Annotated in this window: 24 protein-coding genes and 1 other annotated feature; of the genes, 19 read left to right on the forward strand and 5 right to left on the reverse strand. The window is 49.4% G+C overall.

The window, feature by feature from the left end:
* Positions 1-128 precede the first annotated feature (128 nt).
* From L1F29_RS15710 to L1F29_RS15720, 3 genes are all read left to right on the forward strand, one after another.
* Entirely contained in the window at positions 129-1,169 is a 1,041-nt protein-coding gene (locus tag L1F29_RS15710; protein WP_258389237.1) for a zinc-binding dehydrogenase, read from the forward strand.
* On the forward strand, positions 1,166-2,149 hold the full coding sequence (locus L1F29_RS15715) for a Gfo/Idh/MocA family protein (protein ID WP_258389238.1): 984 nt from the start codon (positions 1,166-1,168) through the stop codon (positions 2,147-2,149). The genes L1F29_RS15710 and L1F29_RS15715 overlap by 4 nt, the downstream gene beginning before the upstream one ends.
* An 87-nt stretch (positions 2,150-2,236) precedes the next feature.
* Positions 2,237-2,489, forward strand: a binding site (T-box leader).
* Between the two features lie 74 nt (positions 2,490-2,563).
* Positions 2,564-4,228, forward strand: coding sequence for a glutamine--tRNA ligase/YqeY domain fusion protein (locus L1F29_RS15720; RefSeq protein WP_258389239.1), 1,665 nt, complete (start codon positions 2,564-2,566; stop codon positions 4,226-4,228).
* Positions 4,229-4,499: 271 nt separating this feature from the next.
* Here L1F29_RS15720 and L1F29_RS15725 read toward each other — a convergent pair whose 3' ends face one another.
* On the reverse strand, positions 4,500-5,123 hold the full coding sequence (locus tag L1F29_RS15725) for a histidine phosphatase family protein (protein ID WP_258389240.1): 624 nt from the start codon (positions 5,121-5,123) through the stop codon (positions 4,500-4,502).
* A 390-nt stretch (positions 5,124-5,513) separates the two neighbouring features.
* Here L1F29_RS15725 and L1F29_RS15730 point away from each other — a divergent pair, with 390 nt between their 5' ends.
* From L1F29_RS15730 to L1F29_RS15745, 4 genes are all read left to right on the forward strand, one after another.
* Entirely contained in the window at positions 5,514-6,425 is a 912-nt protein-coding gene (locus L1F29_RS15730; RefSeq protein ID WP_258389241.1) for an SDR family oxidoreductase, read from the forward strand.
* 141 nt (positions 6,426-6,566) lie between these two features.
* Entirely contained in the window at positions 6,567-7,004 is a 438-nt protein-coding gene (locus L1F29_RS15735) for a GyrI-like domain-containing protein (protein WP_258389242.1), read from the forward strand.
* Between the two features lie 287 nt (positions 7,005-7,291).
* On the forward strand, positions 7,292-8,623 hold the full coding sequence (locus tag L1F29_RS15740; RefSeq protein WP_258389243.1) for an extracellular solute-binding protein: 1,332 nt from the start codon (positions 7,292-7,294) through the stop codon (positions 8,621-8,623).
* 61 nt (positions 8,624-8,684) lie between these two features.
* A complete protein-coding gene (locus L1F29_RS15745) occupies positions 8,685-9,446 on the forward strand; it encodes a phytanoyl-CoA dioxygenase family protein (RefSeq protein WP_258389244.1) in 762 nt (253 codons plus the stop codon).
* Between the two features lie 182 nt (positions 9,447-9,628).
* Here L1F29_RS15745 and L1F29_RS15750 read toward each other — a convergent pair whose 3' ends face one another.
* A complete protein-coding gene (locus L1F29_RS15750) occupies positions 9,629-10,465 on the reverse strand; it encodes a phytanoyl-CoA dioxygenase family protein (RefSeq protein WP_258389245.1) in 837 nt (278 codons plus the stop codon).
* A gap of 39 nt (positions 10,466-10,504) precedes the next feature.
* Positions 10,505-11,353 carry a phytanoyl-CoA dioxygenase family protein gene (locus L1F29_RS15755; protein WP_258389246.1) on the reverse strand — a complete coding sequence of 283 codons (849 nt, stop codon included), beginning with the start codon at positions 11,351-11,353 and terminating at the stop codon, positions 10,505-10,507.
* 130 nt (positions 11,354-11,483) lie between these two features.
* On the opposite strand from L1F29_RS15755, the gene L1F29_RS15760 reads away from it, so the two are divergent.
* The 4 genes from L1F29_RS15760 (at position 11,484) to L1F29_RS15775 (ending at position 16,420) form a co-directional block, all read left to right on the forward strand.
* Positions 11,484-12,329, forward strand: coding sequence for an AraC family transcriptional regulator (locus L1F29_RS15760; protein ID WP_258389247.1), 846 nt, complete (start codon positions 11,484-11,486; stop codon positions 12,327-12,329).
* Between the two features lie 432 nt (positions 12,330-12,761).
* Positions 12,762-14,516, forward strand: a complete 1,755-nt coding sequence (locus L1F29_RS15765) for a type 2 periplasmic-binding domain-containing protein (protein ID WP_258389248.1) — start codon at positions 12,762-12,764, stop codon at positions 14,514-14,516.
* A 102-nt stretch (positions 14,517-14,618) separates the two neighbouring features.
* A complete protein-coding gene (locus L1F29_RS15770) occupies positions 14,619-15,518 on the forward strand; it encodes an ABC transporter permease (RefSeq protein ID WP_258389249.1) in 900 nt (299 codons plus the stop codon).
* A 47-nt stretch (positions 15,519-15,565) separates the two neighbouring features.
* A complete protein-coding gene (locus L1F29_RS15775) occupies positions 15,566-16,420 on the forward strand; it encodes a carbohydrate ABC transporter permease (protein ID WP_258389250.1) in 855 nt (284 codons plus the stop codon).
* A gap of 65 nt (positions 16,421-16,485) precedes the next feature.
* Here L1F29_RS15775 and L1F29_RS15780 read toward each other — a convergent pair whose 3' ends face one another.
* Positions 16,486-17,484, reverse strand: coding sequence for a Gfo/Idh/MocA family protein (locus L1F29_RS15780; RefSeq protein ID WP_258389251.1), 999 nt, complete (start codon positions 17,482-17,484; stop codon positions 16,486-16,488).
* The gene (locus L1F29_RS15785; protein ID WP_258389252.1) at positions 17,481-17,816 is read right to left on the reverse strand and encodes a cupin domain-containing protein; all 336 of its coding nucleotides are present in this window, start codon (positions 17,814-17,816) and stop codon (positions 17,481-17,483) included. Before L1F29_RS15785 ends, L1F29_RS15780 begins: the two co-directional genes overlap by 4 nt.
* Positions 17,817-18,048: 232 nt before the next feature.
* On the opposite strand from L1F29_RS15785, the gene L1F29_RS15790 reads away from it, so the two are divergent.
* From L1F29_RS15790 to L1F29_RS15825, 8 genes are all read left to right on the forward strand, one after another.
* A complete protein-coding gene (locus L1F29_RS15790) occupies positions 18,049-18,909 on the forward strand; it encodes a YhfZ family protein (RefSeq protein WP_258389253.1) in 861 nt (286 codons plus the stop codon).
* 44 nt (positions 18,910-18,953) lie between these two features.
* Entirely contained in the window at positions 18,954-20,240 is a 1,287-nt protein-coding gene (locus tag L1F29_RS15795; protein WP_258389254.1) for an FAD-dependent oxidoreductase, read from the forward strand.
* A 22-nt stretch (positions 20,241-20,262) separates the two neighbouring features.
* Positions 20,263-21,222, forward strand: a complete 960-nt coding sequence (locus L1F29_RS15800; protein WP_258389255.1) for a phosphotriesterase family protein — start codon at positions 20,263-20,265, stop codon at positions 21,220-21,222.
* Positions 21,223-21,243: 21 nt separating this feature from the next.
* Positions 21,244-22,326: a Gfo/Idh/MocA family protein gene (locus L1F29_RS15805; RefSeq protein ID WP_258389256.1), complete on the forward strand. Its 1,083-nt coding sequence runs from the start codon at positions 21,244-21,246 to the stop codon at positions 22,324-22,326.
* A 13-nt stretch (positions 22,327-22,339) separates the two neighbouring features.
* Entirely contained in the window at positions 22,340-23,113 is a 774-nt protein-coding gene (locus L1F29_RS15810) for an SDR family NAD(P)-dependent oxidoreductase (protein ID WP_258389257.1), read from the forward strand.
* Between the two features lie 45 nt (positions 23,114-23,158).
* On the forward strand, positions 23,159-23,944 hold the full coding sequence (locus L1F29_RS15815) for a sugar isomerase domain-containing protein (protein WP_258389258.1): 786 nt from the start codon (positions 23,159-23,161) through the stop codon (positions 23,942-23,944).
* 119 nt (positions 23,945-24,063) lie between these two features.
* Positions 24,064-24,882 (forward strand): sugar phosphate isomerase/epimerase family protein, encoded by an 819-nt coding sequence (locus tag L1F29_RS15820; RefSeq protein WP_258389259.1) that lies wholly within the window; start codon positions 24,064-24,066, stop codon positions 24,880-24,882.
* 50 nt (positions 24,883-24,932) lie between these two features.
* Positions 24,933-26,003 (forward strand): Gfo/Idh/MocA family protein, encoded by a 1,071-nt coding sequence (locus L1F29_RS15825; protein ID WP_258389260.1) that lies wholly within the window; start codon positions 24,933-24,935, stop codon positions 26,001-26,003.
* Positions 26,004-26,034: the final 31 nt, after the last annotated feature.

Below are 26,034 nucleotides of genomic sequence, written 5' to 3' on the forward strand. Positions count from 1 at the left end.
ATCTTCTCTTTAATTATATGAAGACCGTGGTTTTTGACAAGTGCATCGAAGTTTTGAACAGGATTGATCGCTGAAAGCAAGGTACAATCAAAGCTGAAATCGTGAAATGGAAGCGGAGGATGATACCAATGGCAGACATATCCAAAACGGTTCAAACCATGAGCATTCCGTTATTTGTCGGGAACGGCAAGATCGAATACGGGGAGGAGGAAATACCGGTTCCTGGAGCAGGGCAGCTGCTGCTTCAGGTGAAAGCGAATGCGCTATGCGGGTCCGACCGCGGCCAGTTCAATGGGGGAACGAGTACGACGCCGGGTCATGAGGCATCGGGGATCGTGGCGGTTGCAGGGCCGGATACGAATACAGCCGTCGGCACGCCGGGCGTCGTCTTCTTGATGGGTTATTGCGGCAAGTGTCCGAATTGCGAGCAAGGATACACCAATCAGTGTCTGGACAAGCGTGCGGATTACGGATTCAGCCATGACGGGGGATACGGTCCATTCATGCTGATTGACGAGAACGTGTTCTTCGCCATCGATAAGTCGATTCCGATGACGGAAGCCACCATGCTTCTGGATATTATGGGTACGGGAGGACATGCAATCAAACGGGCATCACTCGTACGACCCGATATCCGTTCTGTTGCCGTTACAGGTGCAGGACCGATCGGTTTGGGTGTGCTGGCAATGGCGAAGCTGCTTCTAGGCCACGAGACGCCGGTATTCATCACGGATTTTGTTCCGTATCGCCTGGCATTGGCGGAGCGTATGGGCGCAGTTCCAGTCAACCTGAATGCCGGCTCGCTGGCGGATGCAGTTGCAGAAGCAGGCTTAAGCGGAACGGATATTGCCATTGATACGAGCGGCCAATCGGAGGCGCGCCGCTCAGCGCTAGAAGTGCTGAACAAAAGGGGGGTTCTCGTCTGCGTCGGTCATGGACAGGATCTGCAGGTGACGAATGTATCCCATGATCTGATTGCGACTGAGCGGTCGGTGCTTGGCAGCGAATATTTCCGATATGATGAATTTGAGCCGAACCACAAGTTAATGCTTGATCATCTGCCTTATCTCAGCCAAATCATTACCCACCGATTCAAGGCAAACGAGATTCAAGAAGCCTATGAGCTGTTCTTTAATGGCGAAACGGGCAAGGTGGTCGTCGAGCAATGAGAGAGCAGAGGATTAAAATGGCATTAATTGGCGCTGGCGGGTGGGGCTTGCAGCATGCGCGAATATTGCGCGATCGAGCCGATGTCGATTTCTGCGCAATCGTAGGCCGACAACCGGAGAGGACGCTGGCGCGTGCCCAGGCTTTCGGCACGAATGGCTATACGGATATCGATGAGATGCTGGAAAAGGAACAGCCGGATTTGGTCAGCATCTGTCTGCCCAATCAAGACCACTATGAAACCACGCTGAGGGTCATTCAGGCCGGATTCCCGCTTCTTGTCGAGAAACCGCTTGTTTTTGATCTGAAGGAAGCGGATAATCTACTGAGCGAAGCGGCTAAGCGCAATCTGTTCTTCGCCATTAATTTCAATCACCGGTATGCAAAGCCGGTTCAGCTGGCTCGCGAGGCGATCCTCGCAGGCAAGCTTGGCGATCTCACCTTCGCATCATGGCGATTCGGCGGGGAAGGGACGAGCAGCCATCCTCATGCCAATCTGATCGAGACGCAATGCCACGGTTTCGATATGCTGGAGTATTTATGCGGACCGGTCGATTCCGTGATGGCCGAAATGACGGACATGACAGGCGGCGGTCAACGGACGATCGTACTGGCATTGCGATTCGCGAGCGGTACGGTTGGCAGTCTGATCGGTACATACGACTCCTCCTACGCGTACCCAGACACGCACCGGGTCGAGCTGGACGGTACGAAAGGGCGGGCAGTCATTCACGATACGGTCAGGCGGTACACCTATCATCCGAGAGGCAGCGAGCTTGGAGAGGTATGGGAAGCCGGCTATTTCAATGACATGGACCGTGAATTTCACCGTACGTTCGATAAGCATGTCGATGCACTCCTGGCTGCCTTCAAGGCAGGCGAGCGTCCGCCGGTACATGCTGAAGCCGGAATGAGGGCGCTCAAAATCGCGGATGCGGCCATACGGTCATGGAAGACCGGGGCAAGAGTACGCGTTGATTGACGGGTAACCCTCGTTCATGGCGAAACGAACAATAAGCGAATGCTGGTTTACATCAGAGGGATGAATTTGTTATTATAGATCCAATATTCAAACGCGATGATGAGAAGAGTAAGGAAAATCGTTCTTATACAGAGAGCTCCGGCAGCTGAGAAGGAGCAAAGAGCGTATTCCCGAAACAAGCCTCTGAGCAGCAGCCCGGAACCGCAAGGGGGATGGTCTGACGGGAGCTCCCGTTACAGAGATAGAGTATAAGCATTGCCTGCAATGCCGTACTTGAAGAGGTTAATATGGCGACATATTAATGAACCTGGGGTGGTACCACGAAAATTTCGTCCCCAAGACTAGAAGTCTTGGAGGTGGGATTTTTTTTTGTATCTAAGTACCGCGAAATCACGTTCATTAGGAGGAGTCGCCTTGAATAACGAGGGAAATTTTCTGGTCAAACAAATTAGCGAGGAGCTGTCGCAGAATCCATTCGGCAGGGGGATGTGCACGCGCTTCCCTCCCGAGCCCAACGGTTATCTGCATATCGGCAACGCCTATGCGATTCATACGAATTTCACCATGGCAGAGCGATTCAATGGTTCGTTTCATTTGCGCTTTGACGACACGAATCCGCTTAAGGAGGATATCGGGTATGTGAATGCGATTATCGACGATATCAAGTGGCTCGGCTATGATCCGGGCGAGCATATTTACTACGGTTCCGACTATTCGGAAGAAATCTATAACGCAGCGGTCCGTCTGATCAAGAAAGGGAAAGCCTATGTTTGCGATTTGTCACCGGAGGAGCTGACGCATTATCGGGGGACATTGACGGAACCGGGCAGGAACAGTCCTTATCGCGACCGTCCTGTCGAAGAGAATCTGGAGCTCTTCGTGAAAATGAAAGAGGGCGGATTCCCAGCCTCCTCGAGCGTTCTCCGGGCCAAAATCGATATGGCTTCGCCCAATCTGAACCTGCGCGATCCCGTTATCTATCGGATCATCTATGCGGAGCATTACAGAACGGGCCATGAGTGGTGCATCTATCCGATGTACGACTTTGCCCATCCGATTCAGGATGCGATCGAAGGGATCACGTATTCATTATGCTCGATCGAATTCAAAGACCATCGGCCACTGTATGAATGGGTTCTTAAGGAGCTGGATATCCATGAACCTCCGAGGCAAAGAGAGTTCGGGCGGCTAAGCATAACAGGCGCTGTTACAAGCAAACGTTGGTTACGACAGCTGGCGGAAGGCGGATACGTGGATGGCTGGGACGATCCGAGGCTGCCCACCCTCCGCGGCTTAAGAAGACGGGGCTACACGCCGGCAAGCATTCGCCGCTTCATCGAAGAAGTCGGCGGCATCCGCAGCCAGAGCACGGTGGACATCTCGCTGCTGGACCATTGCCTCCGTCAAGATCTCAAGGCATCGACAGTCAGCGTCATGACCGTACTGCAGCCATTGAAGGTCGTTATCACCAACTATCCCGAGGATGAGACAGAGCTGTTGATGATCGAGAATAACAGCGAGAACGAAACGATGGGGAAGAGAGAGGTGGCATTCTCCAGAACGGTCTACATCGAGCGCGAGGATTTCATGGAGCAGCCGCCCAAAGGCTTTCACCGTCTGAGTCTTGGCGGAGAGGTAAGGCTGAAGGGGGCTTATTTCATCCGATGCGAGAACGTGATTAAAGACCCGGATACAGGGGAGATCACCGAACTTCGCTGTACCTACGATCCGCTTACGAAGAGCGGCAGAGGATTCACAGGCCGCAAGGTGAAGGGGACGATCCATTGGGTCTCGGCTGATCATGCCGTAACGGCCGATGTCCATTTGTACGACAGTCTATTGCTTACGCAGAAGCTTCCGGATGAAGACAACGGGGACTGGACCGCAGCAATCAATACGGATTCGCTTGCAGTGGTAAGCAACTGTCTGACGGAACCATTCGTCAAGCATGCCGGGCCGGAGCAAAGATTCCAGTTTTTGCGCCATGGTTATTTTTGCGTGGACACCAAGCATACGACCGAAAATAAGCTTGTGTTCAACCGAATCGTTCCATTGAAGGATACCTGGAATAAACGATGAATTGCTGAAGAAACCAGTCTGCCAGCAGACTGGTTTCTTTTTTGACCAAACAATGGTGAGATGCTTGTCCCCTATCAATTAATGCCACTAAATAACATCATAAATTAATGACATTAATTATCGTGAGAGATGACAGAACAGATAAACTGCATGAACGGTTCAGGAGGCTTGGCAATCGCAGCTCACCGCCACTGGGCTCGTGAAGGATGAGAAGGATTTACGTTCGTCAGATGAATAGCGATGTGGAACGGAAGATTGTCGGAAATGCGAATTAAGAGGTTACTCCGACATCGTCCTGAATTAAGTGAGTGATGTCTGCAATGCTATGGACGAAAATATGATTGTCCTGAAATAATATCCGATGAATACAGCCATTCGGCTGATGAATCCGGATTTTTTCAAACGTAGGCATACCAAGAATGGACTGCAGGATCATCTGATTGAGCGTTCCGTGGAGGAAGATCGCAAGCCGTTTCCCCACATAGCGCTCCTGCAGCGCCAGCACTAAGCGATCCGCCCTGCGCCGCGCCTCGATCAGATTAAGATCGCTATTATAATGCCAGCCTGCTGTTTCCATGTCATCCCCGAAAATCGCCTCCGGAAACGATACGCACATCGTGTCGATCGATGGGCCGATATAAGGGGGACCTGTGCGTACTTCGCAGGCTTCCTTCCAGACCTCAATGGGCAGCCCCAGCTCTCTTGCGGCAGGTGTCGCCGTTTGGAGAGCCCGATGAAGCGGACTGGCTGCAAGTATATCCGGCTTCAGCGCCGCGACCGCACGGCTTACGCTCGCCGCCTGCTGCTCACCGAGCGCGGTTAGCGGCGGATCCGGCATATCAACCGTGCTTATATTCCCTTGAGACTGGCCATGCCTGACGAGAATTAACTCCATCCGTATTCGCTCCTCATCTTCTATATAGACAAAGAGAAATTGAAATATCAGCCGCTTCGCAGGCAGAATGTTCTTCCGATCGCTGTTGTTCCAGGATTTCTTGAATTCCCCTCATAAGGTTGAAATCAGGGAACAAAGGCGAGCGCTAACGCTTCTTCAGAATCATTCTTCCTGCTTCGCTCCGGATTCATAACAATTCCGTCTATATAACTTTTTCACTCATTATACAAACTCTGCCAAATTAGAGCAATGACACGAACCGTATCACCTGCCTTTAACTGATGAAATGACGCTCGCTCACAAAGAATTCATTCCATCTATTAATATGACATAAGATGACGTGATTGCAGGTCTATAATGGACGAATAACAAGCGAAAGGAGCAATGATGATGAAGCCTTTGCATGGCAAAGTAGCTTTGGTGGCAGGAGGAACGCGCGGCGCCGGGCGCGGTATAGCGGTCGAATTAGGGGCGGCCGGTGCCATTGTATATGTGACCGGACGCACGACGCGAACACAGCGCTCCGAGTATAACCGACCTGAAACCATAGAAGAAACCGTAGAACAGATACAAGCGGCAGGAGGTGAAGGCATCGCTGTTCGAGTGGATCATCTTGAACCCGGTCAGGTTCAAGCTCTGATCGCCCGCATCGAGAAGGAGCAGGGAAGGCTGGATATCCTTGTCAACGATGTGTGGGGTGCCGAGTATATGGCGGAGTGGAACGTCCCCGTATGGGAGCACTCCCTGGAAGGGGGGCTTCGCATGCTGCGGCTTGCGGTTGGCACGCACATCATAACCAGCCACTATGCACTGCCGCTATTAATCCGGAATAAACATGGATTGGTCGTTGAAATGACCGACGGGACGGCCGCGTACAATGATCATAACTATCGTCATTCCTTGTTCTATGATCTGGCCAAAACCTCCGTTACTCGCATGGCGCGATCGTTATCACATGAGCTGCTGCCTTATCAATGCACGGCGGTTGCCTTGACCCCGGGCTGGATGCGTTCGGAGATCATGCTCGATCATTACGGTGTAACGGAGGCAAACTGGCGTGATGCAGCAGAGAAGGAGCCTCATTTTATCATATCGGAAACGCCGCGATATGTAGGACGTGCCGTCGCCGCTCTGGCCGCAGATCCTGAGGCTGCAAGGTGGAGCGGTCATTCCGTGTCAAGCGGTCAGCTTGCACAGGATTATCATTTCTATGATCTTGACGGCTCACAGCCAGATTGCTGGCGATATGTGGTCGAAGTGCAGGATGCAGGGAAACCGGCCGATGCTTCAGGGTACCGGTAATCTAACCTTAATGAATACCTGTGTAAATCGGACAAGAATAGCATATCCTTCGCTTCGCATTGCTGGTAAAATAAAACCAGATAATGGTCGATATTACCATCATAGAGACTGCCAATGAAATGTAAATAGGAGGAATACACATTGGTAAGTATTGAACAGTTTACACAAGTGCGAAGCGAAAAGCTTGAATCTGTTCCGTTAATGGGGTTTCTCGGCGAAATCCTGGCTGATGAGCGTCAACTATTCGACCGGCTGAAGCAAAGCATCGACATGTTGTTTTCGAACCGGAGCGTCGATCAATACTTAGTCATTTTGCCCGGACTCCGGCCGCTTGCAGCTATTGAAGCGGTAGACTCGCAGACGGTTCCTGAAGGAATGACGTTGTTCACGATACCTGAGGACAACTATGTCATTTTTAGATTCGAGGAGAAGTTTGTTGGCGATTTTTGGAATACGGTATGTACGAGCGAGAACCAAGCCAAATACAGAATTGATTTATCCAAACCGCGATTTGAACGCTTTACAGCCATGCTACAGTCTATAGGAATAACGGAATGGTATATTCCAGCGATGAGTTAATTACATGACTATATATTCCAATGTCCAAAAACCGCGTAAATCGCGGTTTTTTTTATTTTTTCGTCCTGCACGGAGAGCAAACTCATTCCGATTAATTCACACCTAATTCATACCTATATCATTATATTGAATATAAGCAATTCGAAAGGTGGAGGATGGCTCATTCAAAAGAGATTATAACTCGAACCAATGATAAGCAAGTAACCTCAAGGTGGTCTTCGAAAGGACATGTGTCTGAAAATGCTGCATGATCGCAGAACGAATTCTTTTCCAAGGGAGGTAATATTGTGAATCATCGTCTCTACCGATTCTTTGTCGTACTCGTCATATCAGTATTTGTTGTCACTGCCTGCTCATCCAGTCCGTCCTCTAAAGAGGAAGAGGGTGGAGAGAAGAAAGAAGCAGTGGAGAAGGACAAAGAAAGCTTTGTTGCCGACATCAAACTGCTGCGCGCCTGGGGCGGTATCGAAGAATTTAACAAGCTGGTCGAGGACTTCAACAAGGATTATCCGAATATTAAAGTGGAGGTCATGGAGCAGGCCTATACCGATTTGCCTGCATTAATCGCTGCCGGTATCGTTCCCGATCTCGTAGGGATGGTCGGACATATGCCGGAGTGGGTGGAGAACGGCGTTCTGGAGGAATTGACGGATTATATCGAAGTCGACCCGCAAGTAAATCCGGATACGTTCTACGAAGTGGCCTATAAGCGATCCATAACGCCGGACGGGAAAATATGGGGTCTGCCTTGGCTGGTCGATCCGAATTTTGCCTTGATGGTGAACAAAACGATTCTCGATGAGTATGGGATTACCGAAGTTCCTGAGCTGAATACATTGCAGGATGTCGGAAATTTTCTGCGCAACTTCTGGGTTGTAAGAGACGGCAAGCAAGTGATGACGACGTTTAAGCCTCATGATGAAACCTATAACCCAGTCAATAGTTTGCAGACATGGTCCTATGCCAATGGAGCTTATACCACTACTTTCTATAACCCGGAGACACGCAAGGTGAGCTTTAATGATCCGAAGATTGTAGAGGCCTTGGAGTGGATCGTTCAATTCAAGCGGGAAAATATTGACGATGCGCGTCTGGCGGAGATTCAATCCTCATTGCCGGAAGGGATGAACCGGTTTCAAGCGGGCAAAGCTGCCGTCATGGTGCAAACAGCGGGCGACCTGCGAAACCACTACAAGCTCAATCCGGAGGAAATCGAGATTATTCCGATGCCCAAGCAATCCATATGGGCCGGCGGCTGGAGCTTCGGCATGACGGCCGGAGGGAAGAACAAGGAAGCGGCTTGGGAGTTTTTGAAATGGATTACGGCAACGAATGAAGGGGCCGAATCGACTTTAAAGCACTTTAGCGTCCTTTCAGGCAAAGCCGAAAACCCATATTTGGATGAACAGGCCAAGACCGATCCTGTATATGCAGCCTTCAAGGATGTGCTGAAGTCGGCGGAGCGCGGCCATCTATGGACATGGATCCCGGTGGATTGGACAGGGGAGTTTATTGCGAAGTGGAGTGAAGTGATGAACGGTAATTTGGAGCCGAAAGCGTTCTTGGATCATATGACAACTTACATTCAAGCCTTGATTGATGAGAAGTATAAACCTTAATATGAATAAAGGACGGTAATCAGTCATCCATGAACAATTCCAGCAGGGAGGTATGTTAAGGATGTTATCGCAGGAGCAGGTTCGCTTTTTTCAAGAGAATGGCTATCTGATTGTCGAAGATTTCTATACCCGTGAACAAATCGCGGCGTATAAAGAGGCGTTGGAAGAAACAAGACATGCGAAAGGCGAGCATTCATTCGTCCATAACCAAGGCGGCCCTTACAGCATGTATGAGCAGAAGGTGAATCTGTGGCGAGATTTCCCCAGAATCCGCGAGCTTACATTTGATCCGAGACGTGCGGAAATGGTTAAACAGCTGACAGGTTCAACGGAAATCCGATTATTCCACGACCATTATTTGATCAAGCCTGCGATGGATTCCCGCGCATCCAACTGGCATCAGGATCAGCCCGTTTGGCCAATGTCTGAAGACGGTCCAGTTAACTGTTGGATACCGTTCCAGGACGTGACCGTACATAACGGAGCCATGGCTTATGTTGCAGGCTCTCACCGGTGGGGAACGGTCAAATTTAAGGCGAACCGCGAGGACGAGCAGATTGAAGTGGAAGGCAAGACGTCCGGCGAAACGAAAATCGTGCCGGTTCCGATCCGAGCAGGCAGCTTCCTGCTTCATCATGGCATGACTTTGCATTATGCTTATCCGAACAAAAGCGAGGAGCCGAGATATGCCATGACGGTCATCTATCTTCCCGAATGGACGACGTATAACGGCAATAAGCATCCGGTGACAGAAGGGCTCAGCCTGACGAAGGGCCAGCATTTCGAACACGACATGTTTCCTGTTCTGACTAGCGCCGGTTGAGCATGCATGTAAGCGGTTGCCGATTCTGCATCTCAATTGGGCAGGAGAGCGGCGGCCGGAGCGTGGTGTTAACAGGTAAACGGTGCGTATAGGGACGGGTAACCGATTCCGCAAGCAAAGAAACACAAACCGCTCAGATGATGAATCTGAGCGGTTTGTATGTTATTCCGCTGGGCCGTATCTTACCATTCCCAAGGCATCTTCACGGGGTAGCCGATTTTCTCGGTACGAAGAAGCTGACGGGAGCGTTTTGGCAGCTTGTCGTAATCTTCCTTCGGAATTTGGATTTGATAGCCGCTGCCGAACCAGTCTCGGTTGTAGATCAGGGCGATGTTGGTTCTGCGGTAGTCCGACCGGTTAGGCGTGCCGCGGTGCCACATGCGGATGTCGCGAATGACGATGGAGCCGGCGGACATCAGTACTTTCTCGGAATGCATGTATTCGGCCGCTCTTACAATATGCATGTGGGGATTGATTACGCCGCCCAGCGTATCTTGATTCGCGCGGTCACCGTGCATATGCGTGCCTCCCGGCCAAATTTCCAGCGGTCCGTTCTCTTCCGTCGTATCCACAAGCGGAATGTTCATCACGAGACAGAACACCGGCAGGGGAGTGGACAAATCCGGGAATAGCGGGTTAATGTCGCAATGAACGGCTTGATAATCCGATCCGGGCATCGGCGTGTCGGATGCGAAGTAGGTCAGCTTGCTGTACTCGCCCAGCAGACCGTCGATGATGGACATTGCGATGGGATGCTCAATGATGGATGCATCGCTGAATGGCGCTTGGAACGGAAGATGCATTTGGGCCCGTTTCGTGCCGGTATTATAGCCTCTCTTCTCAATATATTCATCAAACATGGGGTCGAATGCGGCACGCAGCTCAGCCATTTGCTCGTCGCCGTAAACTTTATCGAGTACGATGTAGCCGTTTGCTTTTACTTGCTCAATGGCAATCTCAAGTTTCTCCGGATCCAGACGTCCGTTTTTGATTTCTTCTGGCGTCAACGTCATTTTCATGATTCGTTACCTCCATAGCCCTTTAAGGGTTCGTTATTGTTATGTCTTCTTGGAATATGCAACAGGGAAATACTCATTGTCAAACACTTGGCCTTCTTTCGGCCTTGGGCCGAGAAGTCGGATATTGTCTACATTAAACCCGCGGTTCTGGTAAGCTGTACCGTGAGGCATGAGATGCGCGACGACGGACAGGCGCGGCTCTTCGGAATAGTTCTGTCCCGAACCGTGAATCGTTAAGGAATGATGGAAGCTGACTTGCCCCGCCTTAAGCAGCATAGGCACTTCTTTCCACTCCTTGCCCGATTCTGCGGCAATCCTTGCTTTGACCGACTCCAGATCCCGATTGAAGAAAGCGTCGCTGCCTTCGAGAAGTCCCCATTCATGCGAGCCGGGAACGACGGACATGCAGCCGTTCGTAAGATCGGTATCCTGAAGGGCGATCCAGGCCGTCACCAGATTCTCAGTATTGGTGCAGCGCCAGTAAATATAGTCCTGGTGCCAGCCGACATTCCCCGATGCCTGGGCATCTTTATCCTTAATGCCGGTGCCCGGCTTATGGATGACTTGGTCATACCAGAGCCGGGCTTCTGAGCTTTCCATCAGACCGGCCGCGATGCGGCCAAGTACAGGGTTCGTAACCGTTTTCCGAATGGTATCGTTAATCCACCAAGAATTGTCGATCTTTCGAAGCAGCTTCGGATTGTTGCTCGGACGCCATTCATCCAGCGGAAATCCGTCTCCGTCATAATCGAATGACCAGATGCGGTCATGGGCTTGGCGCATTTCCTCGATTTCTTGTTCGTCGAACAGTACCGGACTGATCCAATACCCATTCGTCTTGTAAAATTCGATATCTTCCTGCGTTATTTGTCCGATTGAATCCTTCATGCTTCACATCCCTCTTCCAGATCGTCATTTCTTATCAACTCAGATTGTATTATAATTCGATTTCGGTCTGCCGGATTGTATAATCAATTCGCGATTTGTATAATTGTAATAAAAAAAGTGGTGGATATGATTGAGAGAGCAGCAATCGAATTCGGTTTCACATTTAAGGGCGCTCATCGAATTATTCGATCTGGAATGGCACAGGTTTTCTTTTCCTTCCTACGGATTCTGGCGAAACAGGGGATGGGAGGGGCCAAGCTCAGGGTGTGAATTGAATTTCTATACCCGGGGAGAGAACACGGTCACGCAAGACAATCGAACGATATCCTTTAAACAGGGCGATCTCTTCTACGCGCCGGATACGATTCGCCTCAGCGCTTGCAGCGACGGATCGTTCGACTTGTATTACTTAGGGTTTCAGTTTGACTCTGAAGATTTGAATGAACGAATGCGCCATTTATTAGATCAATTAGATATTGGGAAGGTTCCGCTATCGATGCCAGGGCTCCAAGCCGACTTCCGCGTTCTGATGACCGAGCTTCGCATGAATCGTGAAATCTCGATTATGGCGAAGCTTTATTTTCTTCAAATCTTCATGAAGCTATATACGAACCAAGTCCAGAGCACTGGATCACGCAACAAGAACGAACAAATTGTTCGTCAGGTCATCGAAGACATCCAGGAGCGGGTGGACGACGGAGGAAAGATATTGCTGCCGGCCATAGCCAAACGCCATTCACTTAACGAACGGTACTTGAACCTGATTTTCAAATCGGTGACGGGTACAACGATCGGCAAGTATATCCTCTCTATACGAATTGAGAGAGCGAAGCGTCTTCTCGAAACCACATCGATGCCGATCACGGAAATCGCGATCGCCACCGGCTTTTACGACGGCGCGCATTTCTCCAAAGCATTCAAAGCGAGCGAGAAGGTGACGCCGCAGGAGTACCATAAGCAGCATGCTTATTTGTAAATCTCTTCTATATGGTCAAGAAGTAGGGTTGCATGAAATCGAACTTCTATATAGCATTTGTGGACAAACTGGGCGTTGCTGCGTGTTGCGCCGTTTCCGCTGGTATAACACGGGAATCGGGCGCTTCAGATGCAAGCCCGGTTTGTTCCCGTTTGTCCGCCTTTTTTCATGTTACAATTTTACAAATGATGCGCAATTATACAATACTGTGACCGAAATGTGAACTATAATGCGAGCAGGTATAAGCTAGATATCCTCATCGAGAAGGAGCGTAGAAATGTTCAAGGGCAAATACGATTCTCATTTTGTTAAGCGCTTACAATTTCAAGCGAAGTAAAGCTTTAGCAGCATCCATGGAAGACAAGACAATACGTATTGCCGCAGTAAAGAATAAAGAAACGGGCCGATGGGCTCGTACAGGGGGAAATCCGCATGAATAAGAAGATTTTCGTTAAGATGATTACTATTGCAGGATGTCTTTCGTTAATGCTTACATTGGCAGCTTGCAGCGGCGGCAATTCCGAACCAGCTCCAGCAAACAACTCCAATTCGTCTGCTGAAATAGCTAAGCTGCTGGATCCAAACGCGGAGCCTGCGAAAGATCCTTATGGCAAGTTCGATCCGCCGATTGATATCACGGTCGTCCATACCTCCAATGAAGTTGCCAACAATCTGAAAAACGGGGATACGATTGAAAAAAATATTTATACCCGCACATGGCTCGAGAAGCTGGGGATTAATATGAAGTTCAAATGGACATCGCCGGGTTCGCAGGGCGAGGAGAAAATGAATCTGATGATCGCAAGCGGCGATTTGCCCGATTTTTTCTATGTTTCCCCAGCGCAGTTCGAACGTCTTGCTTCCACCGGCCAGCTTGAGGATCTGACGGAAGTGGTGAAAAACTACAGCTCGAAGTATACCAAGAAATATCTGACCGGCGATTATGCAGGTCTGCTGGAGGGCGTGACGAAGAACGGCAAGATTTATGGCATTCCGAACGGTCAAACGTATCACGATTCCGGATACATGCTATGGATGCGTTCGGACAATGTGGACAAAGCGGGTCTGACCATCCCGAAAACCGTCGATGAGCTCGATAAAATTCTAGAAGCCTTCAAGAAGAACGACTACGACGGCACCGGAGGGGAGAAATACCCGATTGCCCTTGCGGATGCAAACATCCCTTCGAATTATTGGGGGATCGGGGACGCCTTCTTCAATATGTTTCACTCTTATCCTAATATTTGGGTCATGAACAGCAAGGGAGAGCTGGAAGACGGCATGTTCGGTCCCGAGCGCAGAGAGCATACACGCAAGGCGCTGCTCAAGCTCCAAGAGTATTTTAAGAAGGGATACATTCATCCGGATTTCGCTACGTTCGACGATACCAAGTACAATGAACTGATTGTGAACAACCAGTCCAGCATCGTGTTTGGCGGATTATGGGATGCATGGTGGCCGCTTAATCTGAATATTGAGAAGTATCCTCATGCGAAGTGGCTGCCAGTAGCGATCCCTTCAGCGGACGGAGAGTTGGCCAAATCATCCGTTACGGCTGCGACGGTGCTCGGCATCAGTGTCGCCCGGAAAGGCGTGGCAAATCCGGAAGCGCTTCCATTGATGGAGAATCTGTTTCATGATTTGAACAACAACCCGGACACGATGCAGTTCGGTAAATATAATACCGACCCGGTCGATAATGCAGGTATTTTCCTTGCCTATCCAATGCCGATCTACAATCCGTCGTTCAACTACGAAGCCTATGAGGCGGTTAGCGGTGCATTCAAAACCGGCAAGTCCGATGAGCTGTCCGAAGCTTACTCGCTGTTCTACAAGCAGGCCAAATCTTATGCCGATTCCAATGATAAGGCAGGCTTCCCGTCTTATCTGTCTTATTCGGATCAAGGAAGCTTGGCGGTTGTCGACAGCTACATCACGCGCAAAGCATTCCAAATGAACGAATATACGGCTATGCCGACGCAAGAGATGATCGATAATGCGCCAATTATTAAGAAAGCGTACGATGTCATGTTCCTGAGCGTCGTCACGGGGGGCGATATTAGCCAGTACGACGACTTCCTGAAGCAGTATGACGCGTTGTATGCTTCCGCCGTCTATCCGGGCGTTAATAAGTGGTTCGAAGCCAAGAACAAAGAGAGTATTCAAAAGTGGTTTGAGAGCAAATAAAGGGCGATGCCGCCAGCCGAGACTGCGGGTGCATATGCATATGCGTATCCGCAGTCTGTATTTGAACGATATTACTCCAGGTCAATAAATAGGGGCGAAGTTATGAAGGCCATAAAAATTCCGCGCAAACAGCTCGCGCTATATATCATGTTGATCCCGCCGGTCTTGGTTTTATTTATATATGCTTATCTTCCGATGCTGGGCGTCGTCATGTCCTTTCAGCGGTTTGAGCCGAGTCTTGGCTTCTTTCGATCGGAATGGGTAGGGCTTGAGAATTTCCGCAGACTGCTGTACATTCCCGACGTAAAGGGGGTCGTGTTGAATACACTGTTCATTGCCTCCATGAAAATCGTCGTCGAAACGGTTGCCGCTATTCTCGTGGCGATATTGTTGAATGAGATCGTCTCGAAGGTGTTCAGACGTTCGGTGCAGACGATTATTTATTTCCCGTACTTCCTGTCGTGGGTCATTCTAGGGGGCATTTTCCGGGATATGATGTCCAGGGAAGGTTTAATTAACGTGCTGCTCGGCAAGCTCGGGTTTGAACCGATCGTATTTCTTTCTAAGGCGTCGTTGTTCCCTTACTTGCTTGTCATTACTGAAACATGGCAGGTTACCGGCTTCGGAACGATCGTATTTCTTGCTGCTATTACGACGATCGATCCGACGCTATACGAAGCGGCCGTCATGGATGGCGCCAGCCGTTTCAAACAGATCATCCATATTACGATCCCAAGCATCAGAACGACGATTATCCTGATGGTGACATTGAGCCTGGGCTATATTCTTAACGCCGGTTTTGAGCAGGTGCTAATGTTATACAGTCCGCTCGTGTATTCGACAGGCGACGTCATCGATACCTGGGTATACCGGATGGGGCTTCAGCAGTCGCAATATTCGCTTGCATCGGCAATCGGTCTTTTTAGGTCGGTCGTCAGCCTGATTCTCATATCGGCTTCTTATTATTTTGCGCGTAAATTTTCCGATCATCGAATCTTTTAAGAGGGGCAGGCTGGAAAGACATGGTGGACCGTTCCATAGGAAGACGCATGTTTACGACGATCAACGGATTGTTCTTTATCCTATTTTCTCTGAGCTGCCTTGTTCCGATGATTTACGTATTGGCCGTTTCATTAAGCTCAAGCACTGCTGTTACGGCCGGAGAAGTGATCCTTTGGCCAGTAAACTTCACTTGGAAATCGTATGAATACATACTGAATAAAGGTGAATATTGGCGCGCGATGTGGATTTCCGTGCTGAGGGTTGCTCTAGGTACAGGCGTCAGCATGATGTTAACGATTCTGATGGCTTATCCATTATCCAAGAGCAAGAGTAGCTTTAAGCATCAGCCGGTATTCGCCTGGTATCTAATCATTACGATGCTATTTTCCGGCGGGCTTATTCCTAGCTTCATGATGGTAAAGTATACAGGGTTGCTCGATACCATCTGGGCATTGATCTTGCCGGGTGCGGTTTCGGTATTCAATGTTTTGCTGCTTTCGAATTTTTTTCGTCATATTCCGAAGGAAATTGAAGAGTCGGCTTTCATGGACGGGGCAGGACATTTCAAAATTTTATTGAAGCTTTACTTAGCTTTATCGATGCCGATCCTGGCGACATTGATCGTATTTATTGCGGTAGGGCATTGGAATGCCTGGTTCGACGGATTGATCTATATGAACGACCAGACGAATTATCCTTTGCAATCATACTTGCAAACTATTCTGGTGAAATCCAATTCGCAGGTCATGACACAGGCGCACGCGAAGCTGTTAAGCATGGTGTCAGATCGAACGATCAAATCGGCTCAAGTTTTTATTGCCTCTATACCCATTTTATGCGTGTACCCGTTTTTGCAAAAATATTTTATATCGGGCATTATGCTCGGTTCCGTGAAAGAATAGATAGGTCAACGCAGAAAGAAGCAGCCAAGTAGCTGCTTCTTTCTTTATCATACTGCCACATGAAATTACAATTTGATTTCAACGCCCTTGGCGGATGATTCACTGGTAGCGAGCAGCGCCTCCAAGGTGTTTAAGTTGTCGCGGCCCGAAATAGCCGGCTCGCGTTCTTCCCGGATCGATTGCGCGAATTCGGCAAGCACGCCATGAATGCTTTCTTTCTCCGGAACGACAAACGGCACACGGGTTTTGGTCTGCGCGGCGTCAACGACATATACACCGTATCCTTCGCCCAAATCATCCATATAGACGGAGCCTTGCTCGAACTGGATTTTCCACACGCCTTCCCATGGCACGGGGATTCCTTTGGCCAGCAAGCTTGCGAGATAGAATACATTAATCCCGCTCTCGGTTTGATAGACCGCATTTACGTTAGGATCGCCTTTGTAGCCGCTATCTGGATAGTTCCAGGTTTTGCCCCAAACGCTTGCGATATTGCTGTCCAGCAAGAAGCGCATCATATCGATATGATGGACGGACATCTCCAGGAGAATATAATTGTCCATCTCACGTTGATAGCCTTTACCGTTATGATCGAAGAAGAATTGAGACTGAACAAACTGTATGCTGCCTAATCCGCAATTCTGGATCGTCTGTTTCAATGTGGCCACGCTCGGAAGATAACGATAGTTTTGGCTGATCATCAAGCTCCGGTTTCGTTCGGCCGCCAGCTGAACGAGCTCCTTGGCATCTTCCATTGTCAGCACGAAAGGCTTCTCGATAAGAACATGGAGGTTCTGTTCCAACGCTTCCTTGGCGATCTGATAATGAACCGGCGAGATTGCAGTGATAAATACGGCATCGGCGTCCAGTTCACGGAAGGCCTTCTTGTAATCCGTGTACAGGATTTGTTTGGAGAGCGAAAACTCTTCAGCGTACCCTTCCAAAACTTCAGCATTCAAATCGACTAACCCGGCGTATTCAAAATCGGGGGATGGCATGACAAAGCTTGCGCCGACACCTCTTCCATGCATGCCTAAACCGACTTGAATGATCTTCAAGCTCATTGCCGTTCCCCCTTATTGCGATATAAATATCCGATCTTGCCGCCCGGCGGCAGGACGCCGTAGATATATACAGCTGTCATTTCCTCGGTTACGATCAGAGAGTGCTCCTGTCCTTGCTCCGTCAATACGATATCTCCCGGACCGATTTCATAGGTGTCGCCTTCGGTTGTGCAAATTCCTCTTCCGCTTACGATGATCCAATATTCATTGCATTCGTGATAATGCAGCGGAACTTCCTGTCCCACCTGCAGGTGATTAATCCCGTAATGATTGATCTCGCTCCATTGTGGAAACAACTCCAGATCCTGCTTGTCTACGCGAATGACCGGCATAATAACTGCACCTCTCCATCCTAAAGTGTATGAGCCCAGCAGTTCTAACTAGAAGTATGGGCCTAATATATATATGGTTTCGCTACTATACTACAACAAAGAGAGAAAATCATCAAAGTAAGTTCTCCGTCGATAGATGTGTTGACTTAATTTCAATTTTCCGTATACTGAAAATATGAAAAATTTAAATTCCAAGTCAGCTAATCTAGCTAAATACATTGCAAGAGAATTAATGAAATGCGAGGTCGGTTCCAAAATACCGACCACGCCAGAATTGGCGGGCATGTTCTCCGTCGGGTTCGGTACGGTGGATAAAGCGATGAACGCTTTAAAAGAAACCGGAGCCATCAAGCTGCAGTCCAAGGGTCAGCTCGGAACCATTATGCTGGAGAAGAATGCTGCCGCATTATGGTCCATAATCGATCAGGGGCCGCTTGTCGGATCGCTGCCGCTGCCCAAAACAATTGAATACGAAGGACTTGCTACCGCACTGATCGAGATGTTTAACGCGAAGCAGGTGGAATGCAATCTGACCTTTAAGAATGGGGCGACATTACGGGTTAACCAGCTGCTGGAGCAGCAATGCGATTTCATTATGATGTCGCAGCTGTCTGCTGAACAGGCCTGTGAGGAGTACTCGAATCTGCGATTCATCAGCATTGAAGGCGATAACAGCTATTACAGCGATCTGATCGTCCTGCACCGGAAAGACAATTCGCCTGACATGGAGCAATGGCGAATCGGTCTGGACCCGGCGTCTTACGATCATATCGCTTTGTCGGATCAGCTTTTCTCGTCCAACGAGAAAATAAACATCCATTACGGCAACATTCCTTACTTGATTGCAGACGGCATCATCGATGCCGCAATATGGCATAGCAGCCAGCTTGTACCAACCTCATTGATCGAAATACTTGCGGTCAAGAGAGTGGATCAACCGCAATCGAATTCAGATAAAAGCATGGCGGCCGCTATTGTGATCAATAAGGAACGGAAAGAAATCCATGCATTGTTCGATGAGCTATGTGATGTTGAGCTGATCGGCAAGATTCAGCAGGAAGTCATTACGAGGAAACGGTCGCCGATCTACTAAGTTAGATCGGCTGCATCCGAAGACCTATGAAAGGAATTGTTTACATGATTAAAACGAATACAGAAATAACCGATGTTGTTGTACTTGGAGGGGGAGCTGCTGGCGTGATGGCAGCTGCGGCTGCAGCGCGAAATGGCGCTAAAGTTCTTCTCGTGGAAGGCCAGAACTGCTTAGGCGGTTCCAGAACGGCTACGGGGGTAGATACCTTCTACGGATTCTTTACACCTGGCAAGAGCCCTAAGAAGATTGTGGGCGGGATTCCCGATGAAATCGTAAATCGGTTAAAGGAAGAGAACAAGCTGTTCGAAAGACAAAATACATATGGTGCCGGCACAGGGCTTACTTATGATGTAGAAGCGCTCAAGATTGCTTATGAAGATCTGGTGCAGAGCTCGGGTTGTCAGTTGTTGTTCCATACAACCGCTTGCCATGTTGAGGCTGAAGACGGAAGAGTGAGCAGCGTGTGGCTGGCCAATAAAGCCGGGATCACGGAAGTGAAGGCCAAATATTTCGTGGATACAACCGGTGACGCCGATATCGTGGCACGGGCAGGCGGACGATTCGATGCCGGTTCCGAAAGCGAGCCGAACCAATCGCTCAGCACGATCTTTTTTATGGGGAACGTCGACTTGGAGAAAGCGAAGACCGTTAGCCATGAGCAGATGGTAAATCTGATGAAGGAAGCGAACGAGAGCAAAGAGTTCCAGCTGCCGAGGATTGATGGCTCGTATCACCGGACGCCTAATCCAGGCGTTATTCAAGCCAATATGGTGAGAGTGAAGAACATTGATGCAACCGATCCTTACTCGTTAACGAAGGCGGAAATCGAAGGCCGGAAACAGGTTCAACAGTACGCTAATTTCTTGAAAGCGAAAGTTGCCGGCTTCGAAAACGCGTTCCTTATGAGCACAAGCCAATACATCGGCGTACGCGAAACGCGGAAAATCGAAGGACATTATGTGCTGACTGAAGACGATGTGGTCAGCGGTCGCAAATTCAAGGATTCCATTGCATGCTGCGGCGCTCCGGTTGAAGATCACAATCCAGGAGAGGGTACGCGTTGGGTATATGTAGCCGATGAAGGACATTATCACATCCCGTATCGCTCATTGGTACCGCAGAAGCTGAAGAACGTCATTGTGGCAGGAAGATGCTTGTCAGCTACGCACGGCGCTCAAGCATCCGCCCGAAATTCAGCTCAGGCCATGGCCATGGGTCAAGCAGCCGGTACGGCTGCGGCCATTGCGTTCGCAACGAACCGTGATTTCGCCGATGTGGACATCGACAAGCTGCGGCAAACACTAGCACAGCAGCATGCAATCATAGACTAGTTATTATGAAGAGGTGATTAAGATGGGACGAGTCAGAACCGTATTAGGAGATATCGACTCCGCGGATTTGGGTAAGGTGTATTCTCACGAGCATCTTATCATTTCCGGCGGACTTGGCGTTATGAAGAAGAAAGACCTCCACCTGAACAGTGTGGAGGCGGCATGTCAGGAAATCGAAGATTGCAAGCAGTATAATATCAAAACCTTCGTCGATATGATGCCTTTAGATTGCGGCAGACATCCTGAGTTTTTGGTTGAAATATCGAAGCGCACGAATACGAATATCATTGCTGTAACCGGATTTCATAAGCCGATGTACTATGACGATATTCACTGGATTTATAACTACTCCGAAGAGCAGATACGCGATTTGCTCGTTGCTGATGTAATGGAAGGCATGGACCGCCACAGCTATAACGGTCCGATCGTAGAACGGATTTCGGCTAAAGCGGGGCTATTGAAAGGCGCTTCGGACTATAACCGGATCAGCCCTGTTTCCAAGAAGCTGTTTGCTTCCGTTGCGGAAGCGCAGAAGATGACTGGCGCTCCGATCTCCACGCATACGGAAGAAGGCACGATGGGGCTGGAGCAAATTCAATTGATGACAGACATGGGCGTTTCGCCGCAGTCCATCATTATTTGTCACACGGACCGCAATCCTGATCTGGATTACCACATCTCCATGCTGGAGAGCGGAGTCTTCTTGGAATATGACAATGCTTCCAGAATCAAATATTGGCCGGACAGCATGATTATCGATCTGATCGTAAAAGTAGTCGCAGCCGGTTATGAAGACCAGATCCTGCTGGGTACTGACTTCGCGCTTCGTTCCTATTGGAAAGCATTCAACGGCGGTCCGGGAATGGCTCATTTGGCAGCTTCCTTTATACCGCGCCTGATGAAGGCGGGACTAAGTGAAGAGACGATTGAGAAGTTCATGGTTCACAATTCGGCCCGTGCGTTTTCGTTTCAAGAGGTATAAGGTAAACGAGGGGGATTGTCGATGAGTGAGGAAACCTTCCAGCTGGATTATATCCCTGGCATGTGTACGAACACGAGTTACCGGATTGGTATTATCGGCAGCGGATTTATTATTAGGGAATGTCATCTACCGGCATACAGGGAAGCAGGATATCAAGTTGTTGGCATTGCATCGCGCATGAAAGCGAATGCGGAAGCAGTCGCTTCCGAGTTTGGAATACCGAAGGTGTACGACACCATACAAGAGCTTCTTGACGATCCATCGGTTGATGTTGTCGACATCGCCGTACCGCCTCACATGCAGCCGGAGCTGATTGCAATGGCTGCCAGGGCAGGAAAGCATATTCTGGCCCAGAAGCCGCTTGCGGTCACGTATAAGGAAGCGGTCGAGACGGTCAGGATTTGTCAGGAAGCCGGCGTTCAATTGCTCGTGAACCAGAACGGGCGCTTCGATCCGGCTGTCATGGCGGCGAAGGATTTGATTCAGAAGGGTATCGTAGGCAAGCCCGTGTACGCAACGATCGAGCTGAGATACAAGCCCCATTGGCAGGAATACCAGAAACAATATGAACGGCTGATGTTCTTGTTCATGGGTATCCATCATCTGGATCAATTCCGTTATTGGTTCGGGACTCCGGAGCGCATCTTCGCTAGCTCAATTCGTCAACCCGAGGGTGAATTTATTGGTGAGTATTCATCCTCCTACATATTGGAGTATGAGAATGGGCTGCTGGCTTCGGCCTGGGATGATGGATTTACTTGGGATGAAGAAAGCTTCGGCGTATTCTATAAAATCGAGGGTACGGAGGGCGTCGTAAGATTGAACATCGGATGGCCGTCCGGCGGTCCAAGCCAAATCTCTTATATGTCCAAGAAGCTGGATTCCCAGTGGCACTCGCCGAAGCTTAGCGGAAGCTGGTTCCCGGGGGCGTTTAAATACACGATGAACGAGATGTTCCGTTCCTTGACGGACGGGAACGAATCGATGATATCCGGCAGAAACAATCTGGAAACGATGGCCATGATGGAAGCCTGTTATGCGTCGATCGAGAAGAAGCGTTCGATTCAGATATCCGAAATCATACAATCCGCTGCATGGCAGTGAGAAGGGGGAGCCAATGACTAAGAATGCCATTATTATAGGCGGTACGAGCGGAATCGGTTTGGCTGTAGCCAAACTATTTCTGGAACAAGGCATGCAAGTTGCCGTCACTGGAAGAGATGAAAGTAAAGCGAATGCGGCTGAAGAAGAACTGCGTACGCTCGCTTCAAGTCCTAGTCAAGTTCAAGCCTTTAGCGCCGATGCGTCCGATCGTGCTTCCATGGAAATGATCTATAATACGGTGATGGAGAAATGGGATACGCTTGATATCCTGGTTCACGTTGCCGGTATTAGCGGTCGCAGGTGGGGAGACGGTCCGCTCGACGAGTGTACCGAAGAAGGCTGGAACGTCGTTATGACGAATAACGTGACCAGCGTGTATCATAGCAATCAATTGGCGCTGCGCTACATGAAGCGTCAGCAATCAGGCTCGATCGTGAACATCTCATCGATCCTCGGGATGCTAGGCGCGCAAGACCACTTCGTTACGCATGCTTATGCAGCAAGCAGAGGGGCCGTCATTTCCATGAGCCGATCTGCAGCCGTATACTATGCCAAGGATGGCATACGGATTAATACCGTATTGCCGGGATTGCTTGATACGCCGATGTCTCAGCGGGCCATTAACAATGATGTGATCCGTGAGGCGCTAACCTATTATCAACCGCTTGCCCCGCATGTCGGTTATCCGCAGGATGTTGCGGCTGCCGTTGCCTTCCTCGCTGGGGATGAAGCCAAATTTATTACAGGCATCGCACTACCGGTGGACGGCGGTTGGCTGGCTCAGTAGATGCTATACGATTACAGCGTTATACGATGAAAGGAAGATGAAGAAATGAGCAACACTCTGGTAAATATTGAATTCGAAACGGATTATTTGGTCGGTGCCCGTAAAGTGATCGATAAGATTGAAGCGACGCAGATGAATGCAATCGATAAAGCGGTTGAAATTTGCTTGAACAGCATGTTGAACCAGAATGTCGTCCATTTGTTTGGAAGCGGTCATTCCCGTATGGCGGTTGAAGAGATGTATCCGCGTTACGGAAGCTATGCCGGCTTCCATCCCATGGTTGAGCTTTCGCTAACGAATCACCATGCCGTTGTAGGTTCCAATGGACAAAGACAAGCCATGTATCTGGAGAATGTCGAAGGATTCGGCAAGGTGATTGTGAACAACTTCCATTATGGCAAGCATGACAGCATCATGATTTTCTCACACAGCGGTACAGGAAACGTAATCATTGATATTGCGCTTGAGATGAAGGAAAGAGGCATTCCGATTATTGCGGTTACATCCCTTGCTCACAGCGAATTGTCCAAGTCGAAGCACTCATCCGGCAAGAAGCTCTATGAACTGGCCGATGTTGTCATCGACAACTGTGCGATTCCTGGAGACGCGATGGTGAAGATCGAAGATTTGGAAACACCGGTAGGACCAGGATCGACGATCGGCAATACGGTCATCGTGAACCTCATCAAGTGCAAGCTTGCCAGTAAGCTGACGGAGAACGGACAGCCTCCTAAGGTTCTCACAAGCGGCCTGATTGTAGGAGAAGAAAAGTCGAAGCAGCTGTTCGAAGATTCATATGAAGAGTACTGGGCCAAAACCCGTTACCTATAATATTCCGTTGAACAAGACACGGGAGCGTCGGCGTGGTGCAGCAAGCTGCATGTTAGCAGCCCATGCCGCCTCCAGGCGTCTTGTATATTCACCGGATAACTAGACGAGGAGTGAAGAAGATGAAATTAGGTTGTATCAATTCTGCCTGGTTTGGGACGCCTGTCGAGTATTTTGAAGGAATTAAGAAAATCAAAGAAATCGGATTCGACACGATCGATATTTTCCCGCAATTCTCCTTTAAGTCCTATGATTTGAAGCGCATTAAAAAAATGTGCGAAGAGATGAACATGCCAATCTCCTCCATGGTGTCGGCATACCCGGAAATGATCTCGATGGAAGAGCATGTCCGCCGGTTCGCAATCGACTGCTACAAGAAGCTGCTGGATATGGGCGTCTATATGGACGCGAAAAACTTGATCATCGTCCTTGGTGAATACATCTGGGAAAAAGTGGTCATCAAGCCGGAAGAACAGTGGCAGCTTGCCGTCGATGCGGCTAAAGAGCTGTCTGAATATGCGGCCAAATGCGATATGAACGTACTTGTAGAATTGGAACCGTTTCATTATTCGCTCGTGAATGACGTCGATACGATGGAGAAGTTTCTGAATGACGTCAATATGCCGAACTGTCTGGCCAACGCGGACCTGGGCCATCTGCATCTGAGAGACGTTCCTCCTGAAGAGCTTCGCCGATTGAAGGGCAGAGTCGGCGGCGTCCATTTGTCCGACAATGACAAAACCATTCACAACGATTGGCCGCCAGGACGAGGTAACGCTGACTTGGAAGGATATCTCAGAGTTCTGCACGAGATTGGCTACGATGATGTCGTATCGATCGAATTGGAGTTCAACGAGGATCCGGCGAATAGTGTCGCATGGGTAACGGAGGCTTACGAGAAGACAGCCGAAATAATGGATAAATTAAAGATCCGTTCGTAGGGTAATAAGTCTATCAAGCACTATTTAATGAAGATAAGAGGTCGATATCAATGAGATTTTATTTAGTTGGCGCAGGTGTCATCGGCAGAACGCATGCCGAAGCGATCCGTAAGCTTCAAGGCGAAGAAACGTTCGAGATTAAGGTTGCAGACCCGAATCCTACGGCATTGGCCGGTTTCGCGGAACGTTTCCCTGAAGCGGTTACTTTTTCCGATACCAAAACAATGCTGGCAGAAGCTGCTGAGGAAAATGATATCGTTATCATTGGCACGCCTCCATTTACGCATTTCGAATTGTCCAAGCTCGCCCTGGAGTCCGGACGCCATGTTCTATGTGAGAAACCTCTTGTTATGAACAAGGCGGAAGCGGAGGCACTTCGTGAAACCGCTGCCAAATATAATCGTCATCTTGGCTGCTGCAGCGTCCGTTTCTTGGGTCTTCCGAAGATGGAGGAAGTCAAGAAGCTGTTGAATTCCGGAGCGCTGGGCGACGTATACAAAATGACCTTTGTATTCCGGGGTCAGCGTGGGCGTCCGGGTGTGGAGTACCAGCCGGAGAGCAAATGGTTCCTGGATCGTTCCAAAAGTGCCGGCGGTATCGTCATGGACTGGGGCCCGTACGATTTCTCCGTCATCAATGATCTCTTGAAGCCGAAGAACGTAGACGTGACTGCAGCGTGGACAAGCAAGCCACAGACGCATATCGATCCTGTCGATACGGTGTATGACGTCGAGGGTCATGTCGGGGCAATGTTGAAATATGAGCTAAGCGACGGCAAGCCTGTTTGGGTTCATTATGAAAGGGCTTCCTGTACGCATGGAGAAGCATATTACCATGTTGAGATCGAGGGAACGCTTGGAGCCGTGAGATGGTCGCCATATTTCGAGACGGATAAGATTGTCTTCACGCGCGATAACAATGGTGAAGTTGAGTCCATTGAGAGCGACGGAACGAACCATAATAAATTTAACGCCATGGATCACCCGGTATACTTCTTCTATCGCAAGGTAAAAGGGTTGGAGTCCCAGGCGGTTGTCAATGACCAGGCCGTATTCAATTTCCTGTGCCTGCAGGCGATCTATGACTGCGCTGAAACCGGCGTGCCGCAGCGTATCGGATAATAAAAAATGATTGTACAGGTGGAGAAAGGAC

This window comes from Paenibacillus spongiae, assembly GCF_024734895.1.
GTDB lineage: Bacteria > Bacillota > Bacilli > Paenibacillales > Paenibacillaceae > Paenibacillus_Z > Paenibacillus_Z spongiae.